A 19,932-nucleotide genomic window follows, 5' to 3' on the forward strand; every position below is an offset into this window, starting at 1 on the left:
ACCGCCGTCGTAGCAGGCGATCCGCATGACACGCTAACGCACGGCAATCCCAGCCGAATCATCCGCAGAATCACGTGTGTTGGAACAATGCGCGGGGCATTTTTTTGGGGCCGGCTTTGCGTTCACGATCTGGACTCTTACCGGCGGAGTCGCGGTGAGGGTATTGTCCTTTGATTCGCGCGCGACGGGGGTCGCCGCGCGCAGATTCGTGCGGTCTTGAATTTCCGCGTCTTGGGGCAACTATGTCAGGCGTGATCGTGTCGATGCGTCGGACGCTGCTGTCGTGCACATCGCTGGCGCGCAACGGCTTGGTGGGAGGCGCTCTCGCAGCGCTGCTGCCGGCTGCGCCGGCCAAGGCCGCCGACCTCGTCGACACCCTCTCCCTCGTGATGGATTTCAACCGGCAGGAACTCGCGGTGCTCGCCACCGCGCTGGCGCTGCTCGGCTTCTCGGTGGTGTCTGCAATCCTGTTGATGCGCACGCGGGTGCGCACGGCCAAGAACGAAGCGCGGCTCCGCGCGCGGATCGGGGAACTGCAGCTTCAGGCCGACCGCTTCGGCGCGCTGCTGTTCGCCGAGCCGCAGATCCTGATCTCGTGGCCGGCCGGCGACACCCGCGCGCAGATTTCCGGCGACATCGCGTTGGTGCTGCCGCGCGATTCCTCGCCGCAGCGCGTGCTGGCGTTCGGAACCTGGCTGCCGCCGGAACCGGCGCTGCAGATGGACCATGCGGTCGACGCGCTGCGCGAGCGCGGCGACGGGTTCCAGCTGACACTGACCACCGCGCACGGCCATATGCTGGAAGCGATCGGGCGCGCCATCGGCGGCCAGGCCATCGTCCGCATTCGCGAGCTCTCCGGCCTCCGTCGCGATCTGGCCGAGACCAATCTGCGCTACAAGGCGCTCTCCGACGAGACCGAGATGCTTCGCGGCTTTGCTGCGGCTGCGCCGTGGCCGATCTGGGCGAAGGCCGAGAACGGCGCGCTGACCTACGCCAACCCGGCCTATGTGCGCGCCACCGAGGCGGCCAGCGCCATCGATGCCCAGGAGCGCAAGCTCGAGCTGCTCGACAGCGACGACCGCAACGCGATGGAGCGGGGGCTGAAGGACGCCGCCAATTTCACCTCGCGGCTGCCGATCGTGGTCGGCGGCGAACGGCGCATCTACGACGTGCGCGCCGTCAATGTCGGCAGCGGCAGCGTCGGCGTCGCCATCGACGCCAGCGAGGCGGCTGCGCTGAGCTCGGCGCTGGTTCGCATGGCGGAGGCGCACCGCCGCACGCTCGACCAGCTCTCCTCCGGCGTTGCCGTGTTCGACGGCCAGCGGCGCCTGGCCTTCTACAACGATTCCTATCGCCGGCTGTGGGATCTCGATCGCACCTTCCTCGACGCCCATCCGGACGATTCCAGCGTGCTCGACCAGCTCCGCGCCGCCCGCAAGCTGCCGGAGCAGCCGGATTTCCGCGCCTGGAAAGCCAAGCTGCACGAGGCCTATCGCGCGGTCGAGACCGCCAAGGACACCTGGTTCCTGCCTGACGGCCGCGCGCTCTCGGTCGTTACCACGCCGAACCCGGAAGGCGGCGTCACCTATCTGTTCGACGACGTCACCGAAAGCCTCGACCTCGCCCGCCGCTTCGACGGCCTGATCCGCGTGCAGCGCGAGACGCTGGACAGCCTCGCCGAGGGCGTCGCGGTGTTCGGCAGCAACGGCAAGGCGCAGCTGTTCAATCCGGCCTTCGTGCGGATGTGGAAGCTGTCGAGCGATGCCATGCGCGACGAGCCGCATATCCAGACGGTGGAAGGCTGGTGCCATCAGCTGTTCGACGATCCGCAAGTCTGGCGCCAGATCCGCGAGGCCATCACCTCGATCGAGAACCGCGCCGACGTGCCGCTGAAGCTGGAGCGCAAGGACGGCAGCGTGCTCGACGGCATGATCCGGCCGCTGCCGGACGGCGCCACCATGCTGACCTTCCAGGACATCACGGACACCGAGAATGTCGAGCGCGCGCTGCGCGAGCGCAACGAGGCGCTGGAGGCGGCCGACCAGATGAAGGTGGATTTCGTCCACCACGTCTCCTACGAGCTGCGCTCGCCGCTCACCACCATCATCGGCTTTGCGCATTTCCTCAGCGATCCCTCGACCGGACCGCTGACGCCGAAGCAGGCCGAATATCTCGACTACGTCACCAAGTCGACCAATGCGCTGCTCGCGCTCACCAACAACATCCTGGATCTCGCCACCATCGATGCCGGCGCGATGAAGCTGGAACTCGGGCAGGTCGACGTCAGCAAGGCCATCGAGCTTGCCGCGGAGGGTATCCAGGACCGGCTCGCCACCGACCGCATCCGTCTCAAGGTCGAAATCGCGCCTGATGTCGGCAGCTTCGTCGGCGACGAGAAGCGCGTGGTGCAGGTGCTCTATAACCTCCTCGCCAACGCCGTCGGGTTTTCTCCACAGGATTCCACCGTCGGCATCAGCGCGCGGCGCACCGAACGCAGCGTGGTCTTCACCGTGACAGATTCCGGCCCTGGAATACCTGCCGACATGAAGGACAAGGTGTTCAACTGGTTCGAAAGCCGCTCGCAGGGCTCGCGTCACCGCGGCGCCGGGCTCGGCCTGTCGCTGGTGCGCTCCTTCGTCGAGCTGCATGGCGGCAAGGTGCGGGTGGATTCGATCGTCGGCCGCGGCACGGTCGTGATCTGCGATTTCCCGACCGACCAGGCGGCGCATCGCGACGCCGCCGAATGACTGACGCAACCACATTCTCCGTCGCGCTTCACAACGAGACGGCCACGGCGCAATTGATGGCCGACCTTGCGCTGCTGGTCGGCCCCGGGGACGTCATCACCCTCACCGGCGATCTCGGCGCCGGCAAGACCGCGGCGGCGCGCAGCCTGATCCGCTATCTCGCCGGTGACGATGCGCTGGAAGTGCCGAGCCCGACCTTCACGCTGGTGCAGGGCTACGAGCTGCCGCCCTTCCCGGTGCTGCATGCCGATCTCTACCGCGTCGAGGACGAGAGCGAGCTCGAGGAGATCGGGCTGTCGCCGCTGCCCGATGCCACGCTGGTGCTGATCGAATGGCCGGAGCGCGCACCGTCCGCAATGCCCGAGGACCGCATTGACATCGCGCTGACGCACCGGCCGGCGCTGGGCGCGAACGCGCGCGCCGCCGACATCAAGGGTTACGGCAAGGGCGCGGCCATCGTCGCGCGGCTGAAGGCGCTGCGCGACTTCCTCGATGCATCCGGCTACATCAATGCGACGCGCAAGCGCATGGCCGGCGACGCCTCGACACGCTCCTATGCGCGATTGCTGCGCGATGACGAAATCGTCATCCTGATGAACTTTCCGCAGCGGCCCGATGGCGCGGCGCTCTACAACGGAAAATCCTACAGCGCCGCGGTGCATCTGGCCGAGAACATCAGGCCTTTCGTTGCCATGGACGAAGGCTTGCGCGTGGTGGGGATCTCGGCGCCCGCGATCCACCATTACGATCTCGACCACGGCTTCCTGATCTCAGAGGATTTCGGCAGTGAGGGCGTGATCGAAGGTGATCCGCCGCGCCCGATCGCCGAACGTTACGAAGCTGCGACCGACGTGCTGGCCGTGCTGCACAGAAGGACATTGCCGGAGACGCTGCAGCTGCCGGATCAGACCTACACCATTCCTGCCTTCGACACCGAGGCGATGCTGATCGAAATCGGCTTGATGCCGGAATGGTATCTACCCGATCGCAACGCACCGCTGAGCGATGACAAGCACGCGGAGTTCTTCGCGATGTGGCGCGAGTTGCTGAAAAGGCCGTTGGCCGGGCCGAAGACGTGGGTCATCCGCGATTATCACTCGCCGAACTTGATCTGGCTCGCTGACCGCGACGCCATCAAGCGCGTCGGCGTGATCGACTTCCAGGACGCCGTGCTCGGGCCGCACTCTTATGACGTGGTGTCGCTGCTCCAGGACGCGCGCATCGACGTCCCTGAAACCCTCGAGCTGGCGCTGCTGTCGAGCTACATCAAGACGCGCCGCGCAAGCGATGCGAGCTTCGATGCGGCCGGTTTCGCCGAGAGCTATGCGATCATGTCGGCGCAGCGGAACACGCGCCTGCTCGGCACCTTCGCCCGCCTCAACCGCCGCGACGGCAAGCCGCATTATCTGCGCCACCAGCCGCGGATCTGGACCTATCTCCAGCGCTCGCTGGCGCATCCCGCGCTCGCCCATCTGCGCGACTGGTATCTCGCCAACGTCCCGCCGCCGCAAAGCCCGCCGCAAGCCTGATTCAGGCCCGATTTACCGGCCGTTAGCCAAGATGTCGCTATTCTGGTGACGAAGGAGCCGGATCATTACGGGGCTGGAGCGGGGCAGATGGCGGCAAATGCGGACCAGCGCGGCAACAGCCGGGTTGTTTTCGAGCGCGGATATCCGGCCCAGATGATGGGCATCGACGGGACCTGGCGGCGCGACTGCACCATGGAGGACGTCTCCGATAGCGGCGCCAAGCTGACGATCGAGGGCTCAGTCGAGGGCCTGCATCTGAAGGAATTCTTTCTCCTGCTGTCGTCCACGGGGCTGGCCTATCGGCGTTGCGAACTGGCCTGGGTCAATGGCGACCAGATCGGTGTCAATTTCCTGAAAGTGGGCGACAAGAAGAAGAAGGTCCGTTCCACAGCCGTTGGGGCGTGACGGCAACACCCGTCGTACAACCGTCACGGCGGGTGATTAAGGCGGTCGAGATGCGGTGCGGCAGTTCGAGCCTCGTGTTAGGATTGCGAACGCGAAAGGTCTGAGAAAGCGAAGGATGTCCGTCAAACCGACCAAAGCCATGGTGCTCGCCGCAGGGTTTGGCCTGCGCATGCGCCCCCTGACGGACAAGATGCCGAAGCCGATGGTGCCGGTCGCAGGCCAGCCCCTGCTCGACCACGTGCTCGACAAGCTCGGCCAGGCCGGCGTGACCGAGGCGGTGGTCAACGTGCACTATTTGCCGGATCAGATCATCGACCACGTCGCATCACGCCAAGTGCCGCGCGTGACCATCTCCGACGAGCGCGACCAGGTGCTCGGCACCGGCGGCGGCGTCGTCAAGGCGCTGCCGCTGCTCGGCGATGCGCCGTTCTTCCACGTCAATTCCGACACGCTGTGGATCGACGGCGTGCGCTCCAACCTGACGCGGCTCGCCGAAAACTTCGATCCCGATCGCATGGACATCCTGCTGCTGATGGCGCCGACCGCGACCAGCATCGGCTATGGCGGCCGCGGCGATTACGGCATGCTGCCCGACGGCGCCTTGCGCAAGCGCAAGGAGAAGGAGGTCGTTCCGTTCGTCTATGCCGGCGCGGCGATCATGTCGCCCGCGATCTTTGCGAACGCGCCTCGGGGCGAATTCTCGCTGACCAAAATGTTCGACCGCGCGGGCGAGCAGGAACGGCTGTTCGGCCTGCGCCTCGACGGCGTCTGGATGCATGTCGGCACGCCCGATGCCGTGCACGCCGCGGAAGAGGCGTTCTTGGAGAGCGTGGCGTAGCGGGCTGCTCCAGGCGCGGTGCCGTAGGGTGGGCAAAGGCGCTCTTGCGCCGTGCCCACCATCTCTCTCCAAAATGCGTGGGCACGCTTCGCTTTGCCCACCCTACGAGACCTGTAACGGTCCGGCGAACAGCGGGGACGACTCCTCCTCCTCCCATGACCAATTGACCCCGCCTCCCTATATTGCCTGATCCTTCGAATCAGGCGGCCCATGCGCGTCTTCAGCGTTCCCATCTCAGTTCCGTTCCTGCGCACGGTCGTCTCGGCCCTGCTCGATGGGCGGCTGGTCGATGGGTTCGAGGCACGCAAGGAACCGGCGCGGCTGGCGGATGCCACGCTGTATCTGCCGACACGCCGCGCCATGCGGGTCGTGCGCGAGATCTTCCTCGACGAGATGAAGGCGGATGCCGTGGTGCTGCCGCGCATCGTCGCGCTCGGCGACATCGACGAGGACGAGCTCGCTTTCGCAGGCGAGAGCGAGCAGTTTTCCGGGACCGCGCCGCTCGATATTCCGCCGCGCCTGGGCGAGCTCGAGCGGCGGCTGACGCTGGCGCAGCTCGTCGCCGCCTGGGCCAAGGGTCCGGTGCTGGCGCCGCTGGTGGTGGGCGGTCCCGCCTCGACGCTGGCGCTGGCGTCCGATCTCGCGCGCCTGATCGACGACATGGTGACGCGCGGCGTCGACTGGAGCGCGCTCGACGGCCTCGTGCCTGACAACCTCGACCGTTACTGGCAGCACTCGCTCGAATTCCTGCGCATCGCCCGTATCGCCTGGCCCAATCATCTCGCCGAGATCAACCGGATCGAGCCGGCCGCGCGGCGCGATCTTTTGATCGCGGCCGAGGCGAAGCGGCTGACCGCCCATCCGCATGGCCCGGTGATCGCAGCGGGTTCGACCGGCTCGATGCCGGCGACCGCAAAGTTTTTGCACGCCGTCGCCTCGCTGCCGCACGGCGCTGTGGTGCTGCCGGGTCTCGACACCGATCTCGATGAGGATGCCTGGCGCAGCATCGGCGGCAGCCGGGACCTGCTGGGCATCACCGCGAATCCTACCTCGAACCATCCGCAATATGCATTGCACGCGCTGCTGCAACGCTTCGGCATCAGGCGCGGCGATGTCGAGATCTTGCAGCCCCCAGCGGAAGACGGCCGTGACCTGCTTGCGTCGGAATCGATGCGGCCATCCGCCAAGACCGAGGTCTGGCACGACCGGCTGAAGCAGCCCGATGTCGCCGCGAAGATCGCGGGCGGCATGAAGAACCTCGCGGTGGTCGAAGCGCCCAACCCTGAAATGGAAGCGCTCGCCATCGCCATCGCCATGCGCGAGGCCAGGCACCTCGACAAATCAGCGGCTCTGGTCACGCCAGACCGCGCCTTGGCGCGGCGGGTGATGGCGGCGCTGACCCGATGGGATCTCGCCTTCGACGATTCCGGCGGCGACGTCCTGATGGAAACCTCCGCCGGCACGTTTGCGCGCCTGGTGGCAGAGGCGGCGACCAAGGGCCTGGAGCCGCCGACTTTGCTGGCGATGCTGAAGCATCCGCTGTGTCGGCTCGGCCGCGCGCCGGGCGCATGGAAGATGGCAATCGAGAGTCTGGAGCTCGCCGTGCTGCGCGGCACGCGTCCGCCGGCAGGCACGGCCGGCCTGCTGCGCGAATTCAACCGCTTCCGCGAGGAGCTGGCAAAGCTGTGGCGCAGCGAGGTCTCCGCGCTGCATCGCGCCGAGCCGCGGGCGCGCTTGAAGGCCGAGGATCTCGATCGCATCCAGGCCCTGATCGAGGCCCTGCAAAAGGCACTGGCGCCGATCGAGAGCCTGCCGCCCTCGAAACCCTATGATTTCGCCGAGCTCGCGCATCGGCATCGCGAGATCATGATCGAGCTGTCGCGCGACGAGCAGGGCATTCCGCTCGCCTTCGAGGATCGCGATGGTCTTTCGCTCGCCGCCGCCTTCGACGATCTCCTGCGCGGCGGCACGACCAGCGGATTGATGGTGCAGCTAGCGGACTATGCGGACGTGTTCCAGACCGCTTTCGGCGATCGCGCGGTGCGGCGGCGCGACAGGCCGGGCGCACGGCTGCAAATCTACGGCCCGCTGGAATCGCGCCTGATGCAGGCCGACCGCATCATCATCGGCGGCCTGATCGAAGGCGTCTGGCCGCCGGCACCGCGCATCGATCCCTGGCTCAGCCGGCCGATGCGGCACGAGCTCGGGCTCGATCTGCCGGAACGCCGTATCGGCCTGTCCGCCCATGACTTCGCGCAATTGCTCGGCGGCGACGAGGTCATTCTCACTCATTCCGCCAAGGCCGGCGGCGCGCCGGCGGTGGCCTCGCGCTTCCTGCATCGGCTCGAGGCGGTCGCCGGCGACGCGCTCTGGAAGGCGGCCGTTCGCGCCGGCGAGACATATGTGCAGCTCGCTGCGGCGCTCGACCAGCCCGACGACGTCAAGCCGATCAAGCAGCCGGAACCGCGACCGCCCCGCGCGACACGGCCGCTCAAAATGTCCGTCACCGAGATCGAAGACTGGCTGCGCGATCCCTACACGATCTACGCCAAACGCATCTTGCGGCTCGATGCGCTCGATCCCGTCGACATGCCGCTCTCGGCCGCCGATCGCGGCTCGGCGATTCACGATGCCATCGGCGAATTCACGGAAAACTATGCGGGGCGTCTGCCCGACGATCCCGCGCGGGTGCTGCGCGCGATCGGCGAGAAGCACTTTGCACCGCTGATGGAGCGGCCCGAGGCACGGGCGCTGTGGTGGCCGCGCTTCCAGCGCATCGCGCGCTGGTTCGGCGAATGGGAGACGGGACGGCGCGATGCGATCGAGGCGATCGTCGCGGAGACCCGTGGCGAGATCTCGATCATGCTCGATAACAAGCGCAGCTTCCGCCTTTCTGCGCGCGCCGACCGCATCGAACGCCGCAAGGGCGGCGGCTATGCTATCCTCGACTACAAGACCGGCCAGCCGCCGACCGGCAAGCAGGTCCGCATGGGCCTGTCGCCGCAGCTAACGCTGGAAGCTGCGATCCTGCGCGAGGGCGGTTTCCCCGGCATTGATGCCGGCGCCTCCGTGAGCCAGCTCGTCTATGTCCGCCTCAGCGGCAACAACCCGCCGGGCGAGGAGCGCATCCTAGAGCTCAAGTTCAAGCCGGGCGACGAGCCGCAGCCGCCCGACATCGCGGCCACGGAAGCGCGAGCCAAGCTGGAAGCCCTGATTCGTGCCTTCGAGGACGAGAATCAGCCCTACACCTCGCTGAACCTGCCGATGTGGGCGAACCGCTACGGCACCTATGACGACCTTGCCCGGATCAAGGAATGGTCGGCGGCCGGCGGACTGGGGATCGAGGAATGGTGAAGGCGCCGCGTCCCATCCCCGACGAGGTGCGCGCGCGGCAGGCGCGCGCCTCCGATCCGACCGCGTCGGCCTTCGTCTCGGCCAATGCCGGCTCGGGCAAGACGCATGTGCTGGTGCAGCGCGTGATCCGTCTCTTGCTGTCAGGCGTGCCGCCGGAGAAAATCCTCTGCATCACCTTCACCAAGGCTGCCGCCGCCAACATGGCCGAGCGCGTATTCACCACGCTCGGGCATTGGGTGACGCTGGACGATGATGCGCTCGACGCGGCGATCCGCGCGGTCGGCATTCCTCACCCGAGCGCGAAGCTGCGGCGCGAAGCGCGAAAGCTGTTCGCCTGCGCGCTGGAGACGCCGGGCGGGCTGAAGGTGCAGACCATCCACGCGCTGTGCACCCGCCTGCTCCAGCAATTTCCGTTCGAGGCCAACGTTCCCGCGCGCTTCGCCGTGATCGACGAGCGCGACCAGACCGACATGATGGAGCGCGCCAATCTGAAGGTGCTGCTGGAAGCCGCGCGCGATCCTGACAGCGTCACAGGCCGGGCGCTGCTGACGGCGATGGCGAGCGCCGCGGATGTCACCTTCAAGGAGGTCGTGCGCGAGGCGTGCCTCAGCCGCGATCACTTCATGGCCTGGACCGACGAGGCCGGCAACGCGGAAGCCGCAGCGGCGCAGATGGCGGCGGTGCTGGGCGTCGACGTCGCAGACCGCATCGAGGCCATCGAGACGGAAATTCTCGATGGCCCGTTCCTGCCGCGATCGCGCTGGGACGACATCGCCTTCGCGCTGGAGGACGGCAGCAAATCCGACAATGATCAGGCGGGGCGGCTGCGCGCGGCAAAGGCGTTTTCCGGCAGTGATCAGGTCGACGCCTATCTGTCCGTCTTCCTCACCGACGACAAGCTGCCGCGCAAGGCGGTGCTGACCAAGAAGTTCTGCGATCACAATCCGTCCGTGGCCCGCCTGTTCGAAGCCGAGGCGCAGCGCCTTGCAGGGCTGATCGAAAAGCGCCGCGCCGTTACGGTTCGGGACCGCACCGCGGCCCTGCTGCATATCGCGACCGCGGCCGCCGCGAATTACCGCCGCGAGAAGCAGGAGCGCGGCCTGCTCGACTACGACGACCTCATCGACAAGACGCTGGCGATGCTGGACCGCATCGCCTCGGGCTGGGTGCATTACAAGCTCGACCGCGGCGTCGATCACGTCCTGATCGACGAAGCCCAGGATACCAGCCCGCGGCAATGGGACATCATCGCGCACATCATCTCCGAGTTCACCGCCGGCGAAGGCGCGCGTGAGGGTCTGAACCGCACGGTATTTGCGGTCGGCGACGAGAAGCAGTCGATCTTCTCGTTCCAGGGCGCGGCGCCCCACGAGTTCGACGCGCGACGGCGCGAGCTGCACCGCAAGTTCACAGCGGCCGGGCTGAAATTCGATCCGGTCGCCTTCACCTATTCGTTCCGCTCGGGCGCGACGATCCTGCATTCGGTCGACCACGTCTTCCGCGATCCCGCAATCTACAAGAGCATCCATTCGGTGGAGATCGGCCATCCCCTGCACCACGCGCTCAGCGATGCCGGCCCGAGCGTGATCGAGCTGTGGGACCTCGCGGAAGCCGACGATCGGCAGGACATCGAGGGCTGGCGCGCGCCGTTCGACGGCGTCGCCGTCACCAGCCCCGAGGTCAAGCTGGCCCGCCGCATCCAGGCCGAGATCAAGCGGCTGGTCGAGAGCGGGACGCTGACAGGGCATGAGGGCGAGCGTCGTCCCTTGCGCTACGGTGACATGCTGATCCTGGTGCGCCGGCGCGGCAACGCGTTCGACGCCGTGATCCAGGCGCTGAAGCACGCCGGCGTTCCGGTCGCCGGTGCCGACCGGCTCAAGCTGACCGAGCACATCGCCATCATCGATTTGATGAACCTTGCCGACGCGCTGCTGCTGCCGCAGGACGATCTCGCGCTCGCGGTGGCGCTGAAGAGCCCGTTGTTCGGTCTCGACGACGACGATCTGTTCACGCTCGCCCATGACCGCAAGGGCTCGCTGCGCCGTGCGCTCGGCGAGCACGCGGCTGGCAACGAGAAATTCACGACCGTGCTGCGGCGCCTGGAAGCCTGCGAGATCCGTGCCCGCGAGGAGACGCCATTCGCGTTCTACGCCTGGCTGCTGGGCGGCGACGGCGGGCGTGCACGCATCCTGCGCCGGCTCGGCCATGAGGCCAATGATGCGCTCGACGAATTTCTGGAGCTGGCGCTGAACTACGAGCGCAAGGCGCCGGCTTCGCTGCAGGGCTTCATGGCCTGGCTGCGCTCGGCCGACACCGAGGTGAAGCGTGACATGGAGATCTCGCGCGACGAGGTGCGGGTGATGACCGTGCACGGCGCCAAGGGCCTGGAGGCCTCGGTCGTGTTCATGGTCGACACCACCTCGTCTCCCGCGGATTCGCAGCGGCTGCGGCTGATCCAGGTGCCGCGCGGCAATGGCGGCGAGGTCGTGGTCTGGGCCGGCCGCAAGGCCGACGATCCCAAGCCCGTGGCGGAGGCGCGCAAGGCGATGCTGGAGGAGACCGAGGACGAATATCGCCGCCTGCTCTATGTCGCGATGACGCGCGCGGCCGATCGGCTGATCGTCGGCGGCTGCATGCCCGGCAACATGAAGACGGTGCGCAAGCTGAGCTGGTACGACCTCGTCGACACCGGGCTTGCCGGCTCCGGCCTCGACAAGCAGGTGATCGAGACGCCGCTGGGCAAGGTGACGCGGTTCGCCCGGCCGGAGGATGTCGCGGCGCTGGGCGCGCCGGCGGCGGCAGTGCACCAGACCGTCGCGCTGCCGGACTGGCTGCGGACACCGGCACCGCGCGAGACCATCGAGGAGGATCCCGTGCGTCCCTCGGGCCAGCCTGCCGAGGAGGGCCGCAGCGTCCGATCGGGCGAATCGGTGCAGTCGCGCGCGCTGGCGCTGCAGCGCGGCACGCTGGTGCATCGGCTGTTGCAATCGCTGCCCGAGATCGCCGGCGAGCGCCGGCGCGAGGCCGCGCTCGGCTTCATGGCGCGCAACGCCGCGGACTGGCCGGAGGCCGATAGCATCGCACTGGCCGACAAGGTACTCGCCCTGATCACGGAGCCGCGTTTCGCGCCCGTTTTTGCCGCCGGCAGCCGGGCGGAAGTCGCAATCGCCGGTCGGCTGGAGCGGCCGGGCCGCACCCCGGCTCTGGTGTCGGGGCAGATCGACCGGCTCGTCGTGCGGCCCGAGGAGGTCCTGATCGTCGACTTCAAGACCAACCAGGCAGCGCCCAGGAGCGCGGCCGAGGCGCCGGCGGCCTATGTCCGGCAGCTTGCGCTGTATCGGGCGGTGCTGTCGCGGCTTTATCCCCAAAAGTCCGTCAGGGCTGTCCTGCTCTGGACCGAGGCCCTTGAATATATGGAGATTTCGGCCCCCGCGCTGGACGCGGCGCTGGCATCCCTTCATCTCGGTGTGAGCGTCCTTGACCCGGCAAGGGGCCGTTCATAGGTTGACCGCATGATCCCGGGCGCGATTCCAGGTCGCGCCGATTCTCTTTCAACCGAGTGAGGTACTCCCAATGGCCGTTAGCAAGGTTTCCGACGCCGATTTCGAAGCCGAAGTGCTCAAGGCGAACGGCCCCGTGGTCGTCGATTTCTGGGCCGAATGGTGCGGCCCCTGCCGCATGATCGCGCCCGCTCTCGACGAGATCGCCGGTGCGATGGGCGACAAGGTCAAGATCGTGAAGCTCAATGTCGACGAGAGCCCGAAGACCGCCTCCAAGTACGGCGTGATGTCGATCCCGACCCTGATGATCTTCAAGGGCGGCGAGATGGCCTCGCGCCAGGTCGGCGCAGCGCCGAAGGCGAAGCTGCAGCAGTGGATCACCTCCGCGGTCTGATCCACTGGCGCAGGATTACTGGCGCAAGATTATTTTCGACAACGGCCGGCGAAAGCCGGCCGTTTTGCGTTGATGGGACGTGTTCAGCGTATGACGAGTCCCGCCCTTGCCTGCTCCTCCCCGAAAGCGCGACCGCAAGCCAACCTCTCTCGCCGCAATGGAGGCGCGTTCGGTCGACGCGATCCCGCGCGGCGGTGAATGGCAATATGAACCCAAGTGGGACGGCTTCCGCTGCCTGCTGGCGCGGAGCGGCAGCAACGTCGACCTGCGCTCCAAATCCGGCGAAGACCTCGCGCGCTATTTCCCGGAAGTCGTCGCCGGGGCCTTGGAGCTGAAGCCCGACCGCTTCACGCTCGATGGCGAGATCGTCGTGCCGCAGGGCAAGAGCTTTTCCTTCGACGCACTGCTGCAACGCATTCATCCGGCGGCGAGCCGCGTGAAGAAGCTCTCGGCGGAGACACCGGCGCTCTATCTCGTTTTCGATCTGCTCGCGACATCCGGACAGAAGGGCTTGGCTGAGAAGACGCTGCGCGAACGGCGGCCGGCGCTGGAAGCCTTCGCGAAAGCCAACCTCAAGGGCAGCCTGTTCCGCCTCTCACCGGCGACCACGAGCTACGCCACGGCCAAGACATGGCTGGCGCAATCCGGCGGCGGCTCGGACGGCGTCATCGCCAAGCGGATCGACCTGCCCTACCAGGCGGGAAATCGCGACGGCATGCAGAAGATCAAGAAATTCCGCAGCGCCGATTGCGTGGTCGGCGGCTTCCGCTATGCCAGCAACAAGATCGCCGGCCGGAACGTCGTCGGCTCGCTGTTGCTCGGGCTCTACGACGATGACGGCCTGCTGCACCACGTCGGCTTCACCTCGGCGATCAAGGCGGAGGCGAAGCCTGATATGACCGATCGGCTCGAAGCGCTGATCGGCGAGCCCGGCTTCACCGGCAACGCGCCGGGCGGGCCGAGCCGCTGGTCGACCGAGCGCTCGGCGAAATGGTGTCCGCTGAAGCCGAAGCTGGTGATCGAGGTCTGCTACGACCATTTCAGCGGCGAACGCTTCCGCCACGGCACCTCGATCCTGCGCTGGCGTCCCGACAAGGCGCCGCGGCAATGCACATTCGAGCAGCTGAAGCAGAAAGTGGCGGACCCGATGAAGCTGTTGAAGTAACGCGGTCTCGTGCCCCGGACGCAGCGCGGCGCTTCTTCAGCGCTGCGCTGCAGAGCCGGGGCCCATCTCGCCGCGCCTGTCGTGTAGCATTCTGGGTGCCGGCTCTGCGGCTCATCGCTTGCGCGATGCGCCTTGTCCGGGACAGGCGAGGTTCTACTTGATCCACCCTGTGGCCAGCGCGTTCGCAAGCTCCGGCTGACCATTGCGGCGCGCCAGCGCGGCCATGGCTGCGTGATCGTAGGCGACGTGGCGGAACGTCACCTGCCAGGCAGCATCGACGCGTTCGAGGATCGCATAGCGCGCGTGCGGCGTGCCGGCCTCGACGACATGCGGGAACGGATGCTTGTCGCGAAAGCCGGGGCTGCCGACACTGCCGGGATTGACGATCAGCCTTCCGTCGCGCAGGCGTACCGCGCGGGCGAGATGGGTGTGGGCGCAGAGAATCAGTGATTGCGTGATGCCTTGCGCGAGTTGCTCGATTCGGTCGAGCGGCGATAGCGACACCGTGCCGTCGGGATGGACGCTGTCGAGCCAGTACACCTCATCGCTGCCGGGCGTCGCATGGCAGAGGAACACCTGGTCGCGGAAAACCCGCGTCATCGGCTGCGCGCGCAGCCAGTCTAGTTGCGCGGCGTCGAGCTGTTCGTAGGCGGGACGATCCCACGAGCCCATCTTCTCCGGCGGACGGTCGAGCAAATAGCGGTCGTGATTGCCGAGGACGTGCACGGCATCGAGCGGCATCAGGGTCTCGATGGTGCGGCGCGCATCCAGCGGGCCGCTTAGCATGTCGCCGAGATTGACGATGTCACCGATCCCCAGCTTGCGGATGTCGGCGAGCACGGCCTCCAGCGCGAGGTAGTTTCCGTGGATATCGGCAATCGCGGCAAAGCGCATCATTGGCCTTTATGCAGGCGGCGTGCCGTTGAGCGCCAGCACGTGGCCGGCGAGATACAGCGAGCCGGTGATCAGGATGCGCGGCGGCAGCTCGTAGGCGAGCCCCGCCAGCGCGCGCAGGGCGGCTTCGACGCTCGGAGCGGGCTCGACGCGCATGCCGAGGCTGCGTGCGGCGTCGACGAGACGGTCGACCGGCATCGCATTCTCGGTGTCGGGAATCGGCACTGCGATGATGTGGCGGGTGAGGCCGGCGAAATTGGCGAGGAAGCCCTGCGCGTCCTTGTTGGCCATCATGCCGGCGATGATCACCAGCGGCCGCGACACCCGCTCCTCGAGATCGCCGAGCGCGGCCGCCGCCACGCGGCCGCCCTCGGCATTGTGGCCGCCGTCGAGCCAGATCTCCGAGCCCTGCGGACCCCAGGACAGCAACTCGCCCGAGGTAAGGCGCTGCATCCGCGCCGGCCATTCGGCGCCGACGATTCCGGCCTCGAAGGCGGCGTGGTTGACCTTGATGGTCGGCAGCGCGCGCAGCGTCGCGATCGCGAGCCCGGCATTGGCGAATTGATGGCGGCCGAACAGACGCGGCGCCGGCAGGTCCATCAAGCCGCGGTCGTCGGAATAGACCAGACGCCCGCGCTCGACATTGACGTGCCAGCTCTCGTTGGCAGCGAACAGCGGCGCATGCATGCGCCTCGCGTGCGCTTCGATCACGGCCATCGCCTCCGGCATCTGCTCGGCGCAGATCACGGGCACGCCGCGCTTGATGATCGCCGCCTTCTCGCCGGCGATCGACGCCAGCGTATCGCCGAGGAAATCCATGTGATCCATGCTGACGGGTGTGATCACAGAGGCCGCCGGCTGATCGACCACGTTGGTCGAATCGAGCCGGCCGCCGAGGCCGACTTCGAGCAGCACGATGTCGGCCGGGTTCTGCGCGAACAGCTGGAAGGCGGCCGTCGTCTTCAGCTCGAACAATGTCGCGGCCTCGCCGGCATTGACGCGCTCGACCTCTTCCAACGCGGCACGTAATTCGTCGTCGCCGACGAGCACGCCGCCGCCGGTGCGGCCGAGCCGGAAGCATTCGTTGATGCGGACGAGATAGGGCGAGGTGTAGGCGTGGACACGAAGACCTGAAGCCTCCAGCGTCGCGCGAAGGTAAGCAAGCGTCGAGCCCTTGCCGTTGGTGCCGGCAATGTGGATCACCGGCGGCAGCCTACGCTCGGGGTGGCCGAGCCGTTCGAGCAGACGGAGCATCCGCTCCAGTCCGAGATCGATACGCTTCTGATGCAGGGCCGACAGCCGCCCGATCACTTCATCGAGCGGTGTCTTTGCACTGTCAGGGGAGGCGTTCACGCGTGCGGCGCTGCCGGCGCCGTCTCGGCGGCGGATACGATCTGCGCCGGGCTGGCGACCGGCTGCACGGACTTCGATGCACCTTCCTGCGCCGGCGCCTTGGTCAAGAGGCGGCAGAGCCGCGCCAGGGTCGGACGCAGCTCGTGGCGATGCACGACCATGTCGACCATGCCGTGCTCCTTGAGGTACTCGGCGCGCTGGAAACCTTCAGGCAGCTTCTCGCGGATGGTCTGCTCGATCACGCGCGCACCGGCAAAACCGATCAGCGCGCCGGGCTCGGCGATCTGCACGTCACCGAGCATCGCATAGGACGCGGTGACACCGCCGGTGGTGGGATTGGTCAGCACGACGATGTAGGGCAGCTTTGCCTCGCGCAGCATCTGCACCGCAACGGTGGTGCGCGGCATCTGCATCAGGGACAGAATGCCTTCCTGCATGCGGGCGCCGCCGCTGGCAGCGAACACGATGAATGGCGACTTCTTCTCGACCGCAAGCTCCATTCCGCGCACGATCGCTTCACCCGCGGCCATGCCGAGCGAGCCGCCCATGAAGTCGAAATCCTGCACGGCGACGACGACGGCGGCGCCTTCGAGCTTGCCGTAGCCGACCTTGACCGCATCGTTCAGATTGGTCCGCGCCCGCGCATCCTTGATGCGGTCGACATATTTCTTCTCGTCGCGGAACTTGAGCGGGTCAGGCGTGACCTCCGGCAGCGCGACGTCGAACCAGGTCTCGTTGTCGAAGATCGACTTGAGACGCGCCACCGCGCCCATGCGCATGTGATAGTTCGAGCCGGGGATGACGAACTGGTTGGCCTCGACGTCCTTGTAGAACACGAGCTGTCCGGAATCCGGGCACTTGATCCACAGGTTCTCCGGCGTCTCTCGCCGCAGCATGTTGCGGATCTTCGGCCGGACCACGTTGGTAAGCCAGTTCATGGTTTGCTCCGATGTGCGATCCCGCTGGGAATCGCCTGATGGATATATGGCCGCCGGACATCGGCCCGGCAAGCCGCCGTGTCGGGCCTATTCGGCCGCCTGCTGCGCGCCCTTGACGCCCTGGGCCAGGGCGGCCGTCAATTCGGCGACGGCATCAACGGTTTTGGCGGTCGCCCGCCCCTCGGCATCGAGACTGTTCCTGAGCGCATCGACCAGCGCGGTGCCGACCACCGAACCATCGGCCTTCTCGGCAATGGCGCGCGCCGCCTCCGGCGTGCGGATGCCGAAACCGACGCAGATCGGCAGCTTGGTATGCCGCTTGATACGCGCGACAGCTTCACCGACGGCATTGGCGTCCGCCGCCGCCGCACCGGTGATGCCGGCGATCGAGACGTAATAGACAAAGCCTGACGTGTTCGCGAGCACCGCCGGCAGGCGCTTGTCGTCAGTGGTCGGCGTCGCCAGGCGAATGAAGTTCAGCCCCGCCTTCAGCGCGGGAATGCAGAGCTCGTCGTCTTCCTCCGGCGGCAAATCGACGATGATCAGGCCATCGACGCCTGATGTCTTGGCGTCAGCCAGAAACTTGTCGACGCCATAGATGTAGATCGGATTGTAATAGCCCATCAGCACCAGCGGCGTGACATTGTCGTCCTTGCGGAAGTCGCGCACCAGCTCCAGCGTCTTCTTCAAGGTCATGCCGACCTTGAGCGCACGCAGGCCGGCAGCCTGGATCGAAGGACCGTCCGCCATCGGATCGGTGAAGGGAATGCCGAGTTCGATCACGTCGGCGCCGGACTTCGGCAGCGCCTTGACGATCGCGAGCGAGGTCGCGGGATCGGGATCGCCGGCCATCACATAGGTGACGAAGGCCGCACGTCCCTGGCTTTTCAACGCGGCAAAACGGGTGTCGATACGCGTGGTCACTTCTTGCCCCTCAGGATGTCGCCGACCTGCGGGACGTCCTTGTCGCCGCGGCCGGAGAGATTGACGACCATCAGGTGGTCCCTCGGCCGCTGCGGCGCGAGCTCCATCACCTTGGCGATGGCATGCGCGGGTTCGAGCGCGGGGATGATGCCTTCGAGCTTTGACAGCAGCTGGAACGCGGCGAGCGCCTCGTCATCGGTCGCGGAGAGATAGTTCACGCGGCCGACCTCGTGCAGCCAGGAATGCTCGGGGCCGATGCCGGGATAATCGAGACCGGCCGAGATCGAATGCGCGTCCTGGATCTGGCCGTCGGCGTCCATCAAGAGATAGGTGCGGTTGCCGTGGAGCACGCCCGGACGGCCGCCTGCGATCGAGGCCGCATGCAGCTGCGTCAGGCCATGGCCGGCGGCTTCGACGCCGAAGATCTCGACGGAGGGATCATCGAGGAACGGATGGAACAGGCCCATCGCGTTGGAGCCGCCGCCGATGCAGGCCACCAGCGAATCCGGCAGGCGTCCCTCGATCTCCTGCATCTGCGCCTTGGTCTCGTTGCCGATGACCGACTGGAAATCGCGCACCAAGGTCGGATAGGGATGCGGACCGGCCACCGTGCCGATGCAATAGAAGGTGTTGTGCACGTTGGTGACCCAGTCGCGCAGCGCCTCGTTCATGGCGTCCTTCAGCGTGCGCGTGCCCGACTGCACCGGTATCACCTTGGCGCCCAGCATCTCCATGCGGATGACGTTGGGCTGCTGCCGCTCGACGTCGACGGCGCCCATATAGACCACGCATTCGAGGCCAAAGCGCGCGCACAGCGTCGCGGTGGCGACGCCATGCTGGCCCGCGCCGGTCTCGGCGATGATGCGCTTCTTGCCCATGCGCCGTGCCAGCATGATCTGGCCGAGCACGTTGTTCACCTTGTGCGAGCCGGTGTGGTTGAGCTCTTCACGCTTGAGATAGATCTTGGCGCCGCGGAGATGTTCGGTCAGGCGCTCGGCGAAATAGAGCGGCGAGGGCCGGCCGACATAGTTCTTGAGGTAGCCGTTCATCTCGGCCTGAAACGCCGGATCGGCCTTGGCCGCGGTGTAGGCCTTTTCCAGATCGAGGATCAGCGGCATCAGCGTTTCGGCGACGAAGCGCCCGCCGAAAATGCCGAAATGGCCGCGCTCGTCGGGCCCGCTGCGATAGGAGTTTGGCTTGGCGATGTTCATCTGACGCTCAACTCTTGACTGGCATCTTTGCTGGCGCGCGCGGCGCGGATGAAGGCCTTGATCATGTCGGGGTCCTTGACACCGGGCGCGCTCTCGACCCCCGAGGACACGTCGACGCCGCCGGCGCGGGTGACGCGGAGGGCTTCGGCCAAATTGTCGGCGTGCAGCCCGCCCGAGACCATGTAGGGCAGTTTCAGATCGAGGTTTTCGAGCAGGTGCCAGTCGAAAGGTTCTCCGAGTCCGCCGGGCCGCGTGGCGTGCTTCGGCGCACGCGCATCGAACAGGATGCGGTCGGCGACCGCCGCGTAGCCGGGCAGCACCGCGAGATCGGCTGACGTCGCGACCGGCACGGCCTTCATCACCGGGCGGCCGAAGCGTTGCTTGATGTCGCGCAGCCGCGCTACGCTCTCTTTGCCGTGGAGCTGAAAGATGTCCGGCGACAGCGCGTCCGTGATGTTGTCGAGCGTCGCGTCATCGGCATCGACCGTGAGCGCCACCTTGAGCGCGCGCCGCTTGACCTGACGGCCGAGGTCACGGCCGAGCTCCAGGGACAGGTGCCGGGGCGACGGCGGAAAGAACACGAACCCGACCATGTCGGCACCCGCCTCGAGCGCCGTTTCAAGCGTCTCGGGCGTGGACAGGCCGCAGATCTTGACGAGCAGGGACATGGTCTCAAAGCG

General features: G+C 66.8%; 14 protein-coding genes. 8 read left to right on the plus strand and 6 right to left on the minus strand.

Annotated elements, in window-relative coordinates; genetic code table 11:
- The first annotated feature begins 242 nt into the window (after positions 1–242).
- From AC24YW_RS22485 to AC24YW_RS22520, 8 genes are all read left to right on the plus strand, one after another.
- Positions 243–2,747 carry a sensor histidine kinase gene (locus tag AC24YW_RS22485; protein WP_487484753.1) on the plus strand — a complete coding sequence of 835 codons (2,505 nt, stop codon included), beginning with the start codon at positions 243–245 and terminating at the stop codon, positions 2,745–2,747.
- On the plus strand, positions 2,744–4,276 hold the full coding sequence (gene tsaE, locus AC24YW_RS22490) for a tRNA (adenosine(37)-N6)-threonylcarbamoyltransferase complex ATPase subunit type 1 TsaE (protein ID WP_487484754.1): 1,533 nt from the start codon (positions 2,744–2,746) through the stop codon (positions 4,274–4,276). The genes AC24YW_RS22485 and tsaE overlap by 4 nt, the downstream gene beginning before the upstream one ends.
- Before the next feature lie 87 nt (positions 4,277–4,363).
- Positions 4,364–4,681, plus strand: a complete 318-nt coding sequence (locus tag AC24YW_RS22495; RefSeq protein ID WP_487484755.1) for a PilZ domain-containing protein — start codon at positions 4,364–4,366, stop codon at positions 4,679–4,681.
- Positions 4,682–4,796: 115 nt separating this feature from the next.
- Positions 4,797–5,519 carry a nucleotidyltransferase family protein gene (locus AC24YW_RS22500; protein ID WP_487484756.1) on the plus strand — a complete coding sequence of 241 codons (723 nt, stop codon included), beginning with the start codon at positions 4,797–4,799 and terminating at the stop codon, positions 5,517–5,519.
- Between the two features lie 210 nt (positions 5,520–5,729).
- Complete coding sequence (gene addB, locus AC24YW_RS22505; RefSeq protein ID WP_487484757.1) at positions 5,730–8,873, plus strand: double-strand break repair protein AddB; 3,144 nt, start codon at positions 5,730–5,732, stop codon at positions 8,871–8,873.
- Complete coding sequence (addA, locus tag AC24YW_RS22510) at positions 8,867–12,376, plus strand: double-strand break repair helicase AddA (protein ID WP_487484758.1); 3,510 nt, start codon at positions 8,867–8,869, stop codon at positions 12,374–12,376. Before addB ends, addA begins: the two co-directional genes overlap by 7 nt.
- 70 nt (positions 12,377–12,446) lie before the next feature.
- Positions 12,447–12,767, plus strand: coding sequence for a thioredoxin (gene trxA, locus AC24YW_RS22515; protein WP_008540017.1), 321 nt, complete (start codon positions 12,447–12,449; stop codon positions 12,765–12,767).
- A 157-nt stretch (positions 12,768–12,924) separates the two neighbouring features.
- A complete protein-coding gene (locus AC24YW_RS22520) occupies positions 12,925–13,932 on the plus strand; it encodes an ATP-dependent DNA ligase (RefSeq protein ID WP_487484971.1) in 1,008 nt (335 codons plus the stop codon).
- 153 nt (positions 13,933–14,085) lie between these two features.
- On the opposite strand, the gene AC24YW_RS22525 is transcribed toward AC24YW_RS22520, so the two are convergent.
- From AC24YW_RS22525 to AC24YW_RS22550, 6 genes are all read right to left on the minus strand, one after another.
- Positions 14,086–14,826, minus strand: a complete 741-nt coding sequence (locus tag AC24YW_RS22525) for a metallophosphoesterase family protein (protein ID WP_487484972.1) — start codon at positions 14,824–14,826, stop codon at positions 14,086–14,088.
- Between the two features lie 9 nt (positions 14,827–14,835).
- Positions 14,836–16,179, minus strand: coding sequence for a bifunctional folylpolyglutamate synthase/dihydrofolate synthase (locus AC24YW_RS22530; RefSeq protein ID WP_487484759.1), 1,344 nt, complete (start codon positions 16,177–16,179; stop codon positions 14,836–14,838).
- The gene (gene accD, locus AC24YW_RS22535) at positions 16,176–17,117 is read right to left on the minus strand and encodes an acetyl-CoA carboxylase, carboxyltransferase subunit beta (protein ID WP_225144105.1); all 942 of its coding nucleotides are present in this window, start codon (positions 17,115–17,117) and stop codon (positions 16,176–16,178) included. Before accD ends, AC24YW_RS22530 begins: the two co-directional genes overlap by 4 nt.
- A gap of 87 nt (positions 17,118–17,204) precedes the next feature.
- A complete protein-coding gene (gene trpA, locus AC24YW_RS22540) occupies positions 17,205–18,041 on the minus strand; it encodes a tryptophan synthase subunit alpha (RefSeq protein WP_487484760.1) in 837 nt (278 codons plus the stop codon).
- Positions 18,038–19,252 carry a tryptophan synthase subunit beta gene (gene trpB, locus AC24YW_RS22545; protein WP_487484761.1) on the minus strand — a complete coding sequence of 405 codons (1,215 nt, stop codon included), beginning with the start codon at positions 19,250–19,252 and terminating at the stop codon, positions 18,038–18,040. The genes trpA and trpB overlap by 4 nt, the downstream gene beginning before the upstream one ends.
- Positions 19,249–19,920 (minus strand): phosphoribosylanthranilate isomerase, encoded by a 672-nt coding sequence (locus tag AC24YW_RS22550; protein WP_487484762.1) that lies wholly within the window; start codon positions 19,918–19,920, stop codon positions 19,249–19,251. Before AC24YW_RS22550 ends, trpB begins: the two co-directional genes overlap by 4 nt.
- Positions 19,921–19,932: the final 12 nt, after the last annotated feature.

The sequence above is a fragment of the Bradyrhizobium sp. USDA3516 genome, assembly GCF_057651995.1.

Coding starts and splice junctions, on each gene's coding strand:
- AC24YW_RS22485 (WP_487484753.1), top strand. CDS start 243: ATGTCAGGCGTGATCGTGTCGATGCGTCGGACGCTGCTGTCGTGCACA.
- AC24YW_RS22520 (WP_487484971.1), top strand. CDS start 12,925: ATGGAGGCGCGTTCGGTCGACGCGATCCCGCGCGGCGGTGAATGGCAA.
- tsaE (WP_487484754.1), top strand. CDS start 2,744: ATGACTGACGCAACCACATTCTCCGTCGCGCTTCACAACGAGACGGCC.
- trxA (WP_008540017.1), top strand. CDS start 12,447: ATGGCCGTTAGCAAGGTTTCCGACGCCGATTTCGAAGCCGAAGTGCTC.
- AC24YW_RS22495 (WP_487484755.1), top strand. CDS start 4,364: ATGGCGGCAAATGCGGACCAGCGCGGCAACAGCCGGGTTGTTTTCGAG.
- addA (WP_487484758.1), top strand. CDS start 8,867: ATGGTGAAGGCGCCGCGTCCCATCCCCGACGAGGTGCGCGCGCGGCAG.
- AC24YW_RS22550 (WP_487484762.1), bottom strand. CDS start 19,920: ATGTCCCTGCTCGTCAAGATCTGCGGCCTGTCCACGCCCGAGACGCTT.
- trpB (WP_487484761.1), bottom strand. CDS start 19,252: ATGAACATCGCCAAGCCAAACTCCTATCGCAGCGGGCCCGACGAGCGC.
- accD (WP_225144105.1), bottom strand. CDS start 17,117: ATGAACTGGCTTACCAACGTGGTCCGGCCGAAGATCCGCAACATGCTG.
- AC24YW_RS22500 (WP_487484756.1), top strand. CDS start 4,797: ATGTCCGTCAAACCGACCAAAGCCATGGTGCTCGCCGCAGGGTTTGGC.
- AC24YW_RS22525 (WP_487484972.1), bottom strand. CDS start 14,826: ATGCGCTTTGCCGCGATTGCCGATATCCACGGAAACTACCTCGCGCTG.
- addB (WP_487484757.1), top strand. CDS start 5,730: ATGCGCGTCTTCAGCGTTCCCATCTCAGTTCCGTTCCTGCGCACGGTC.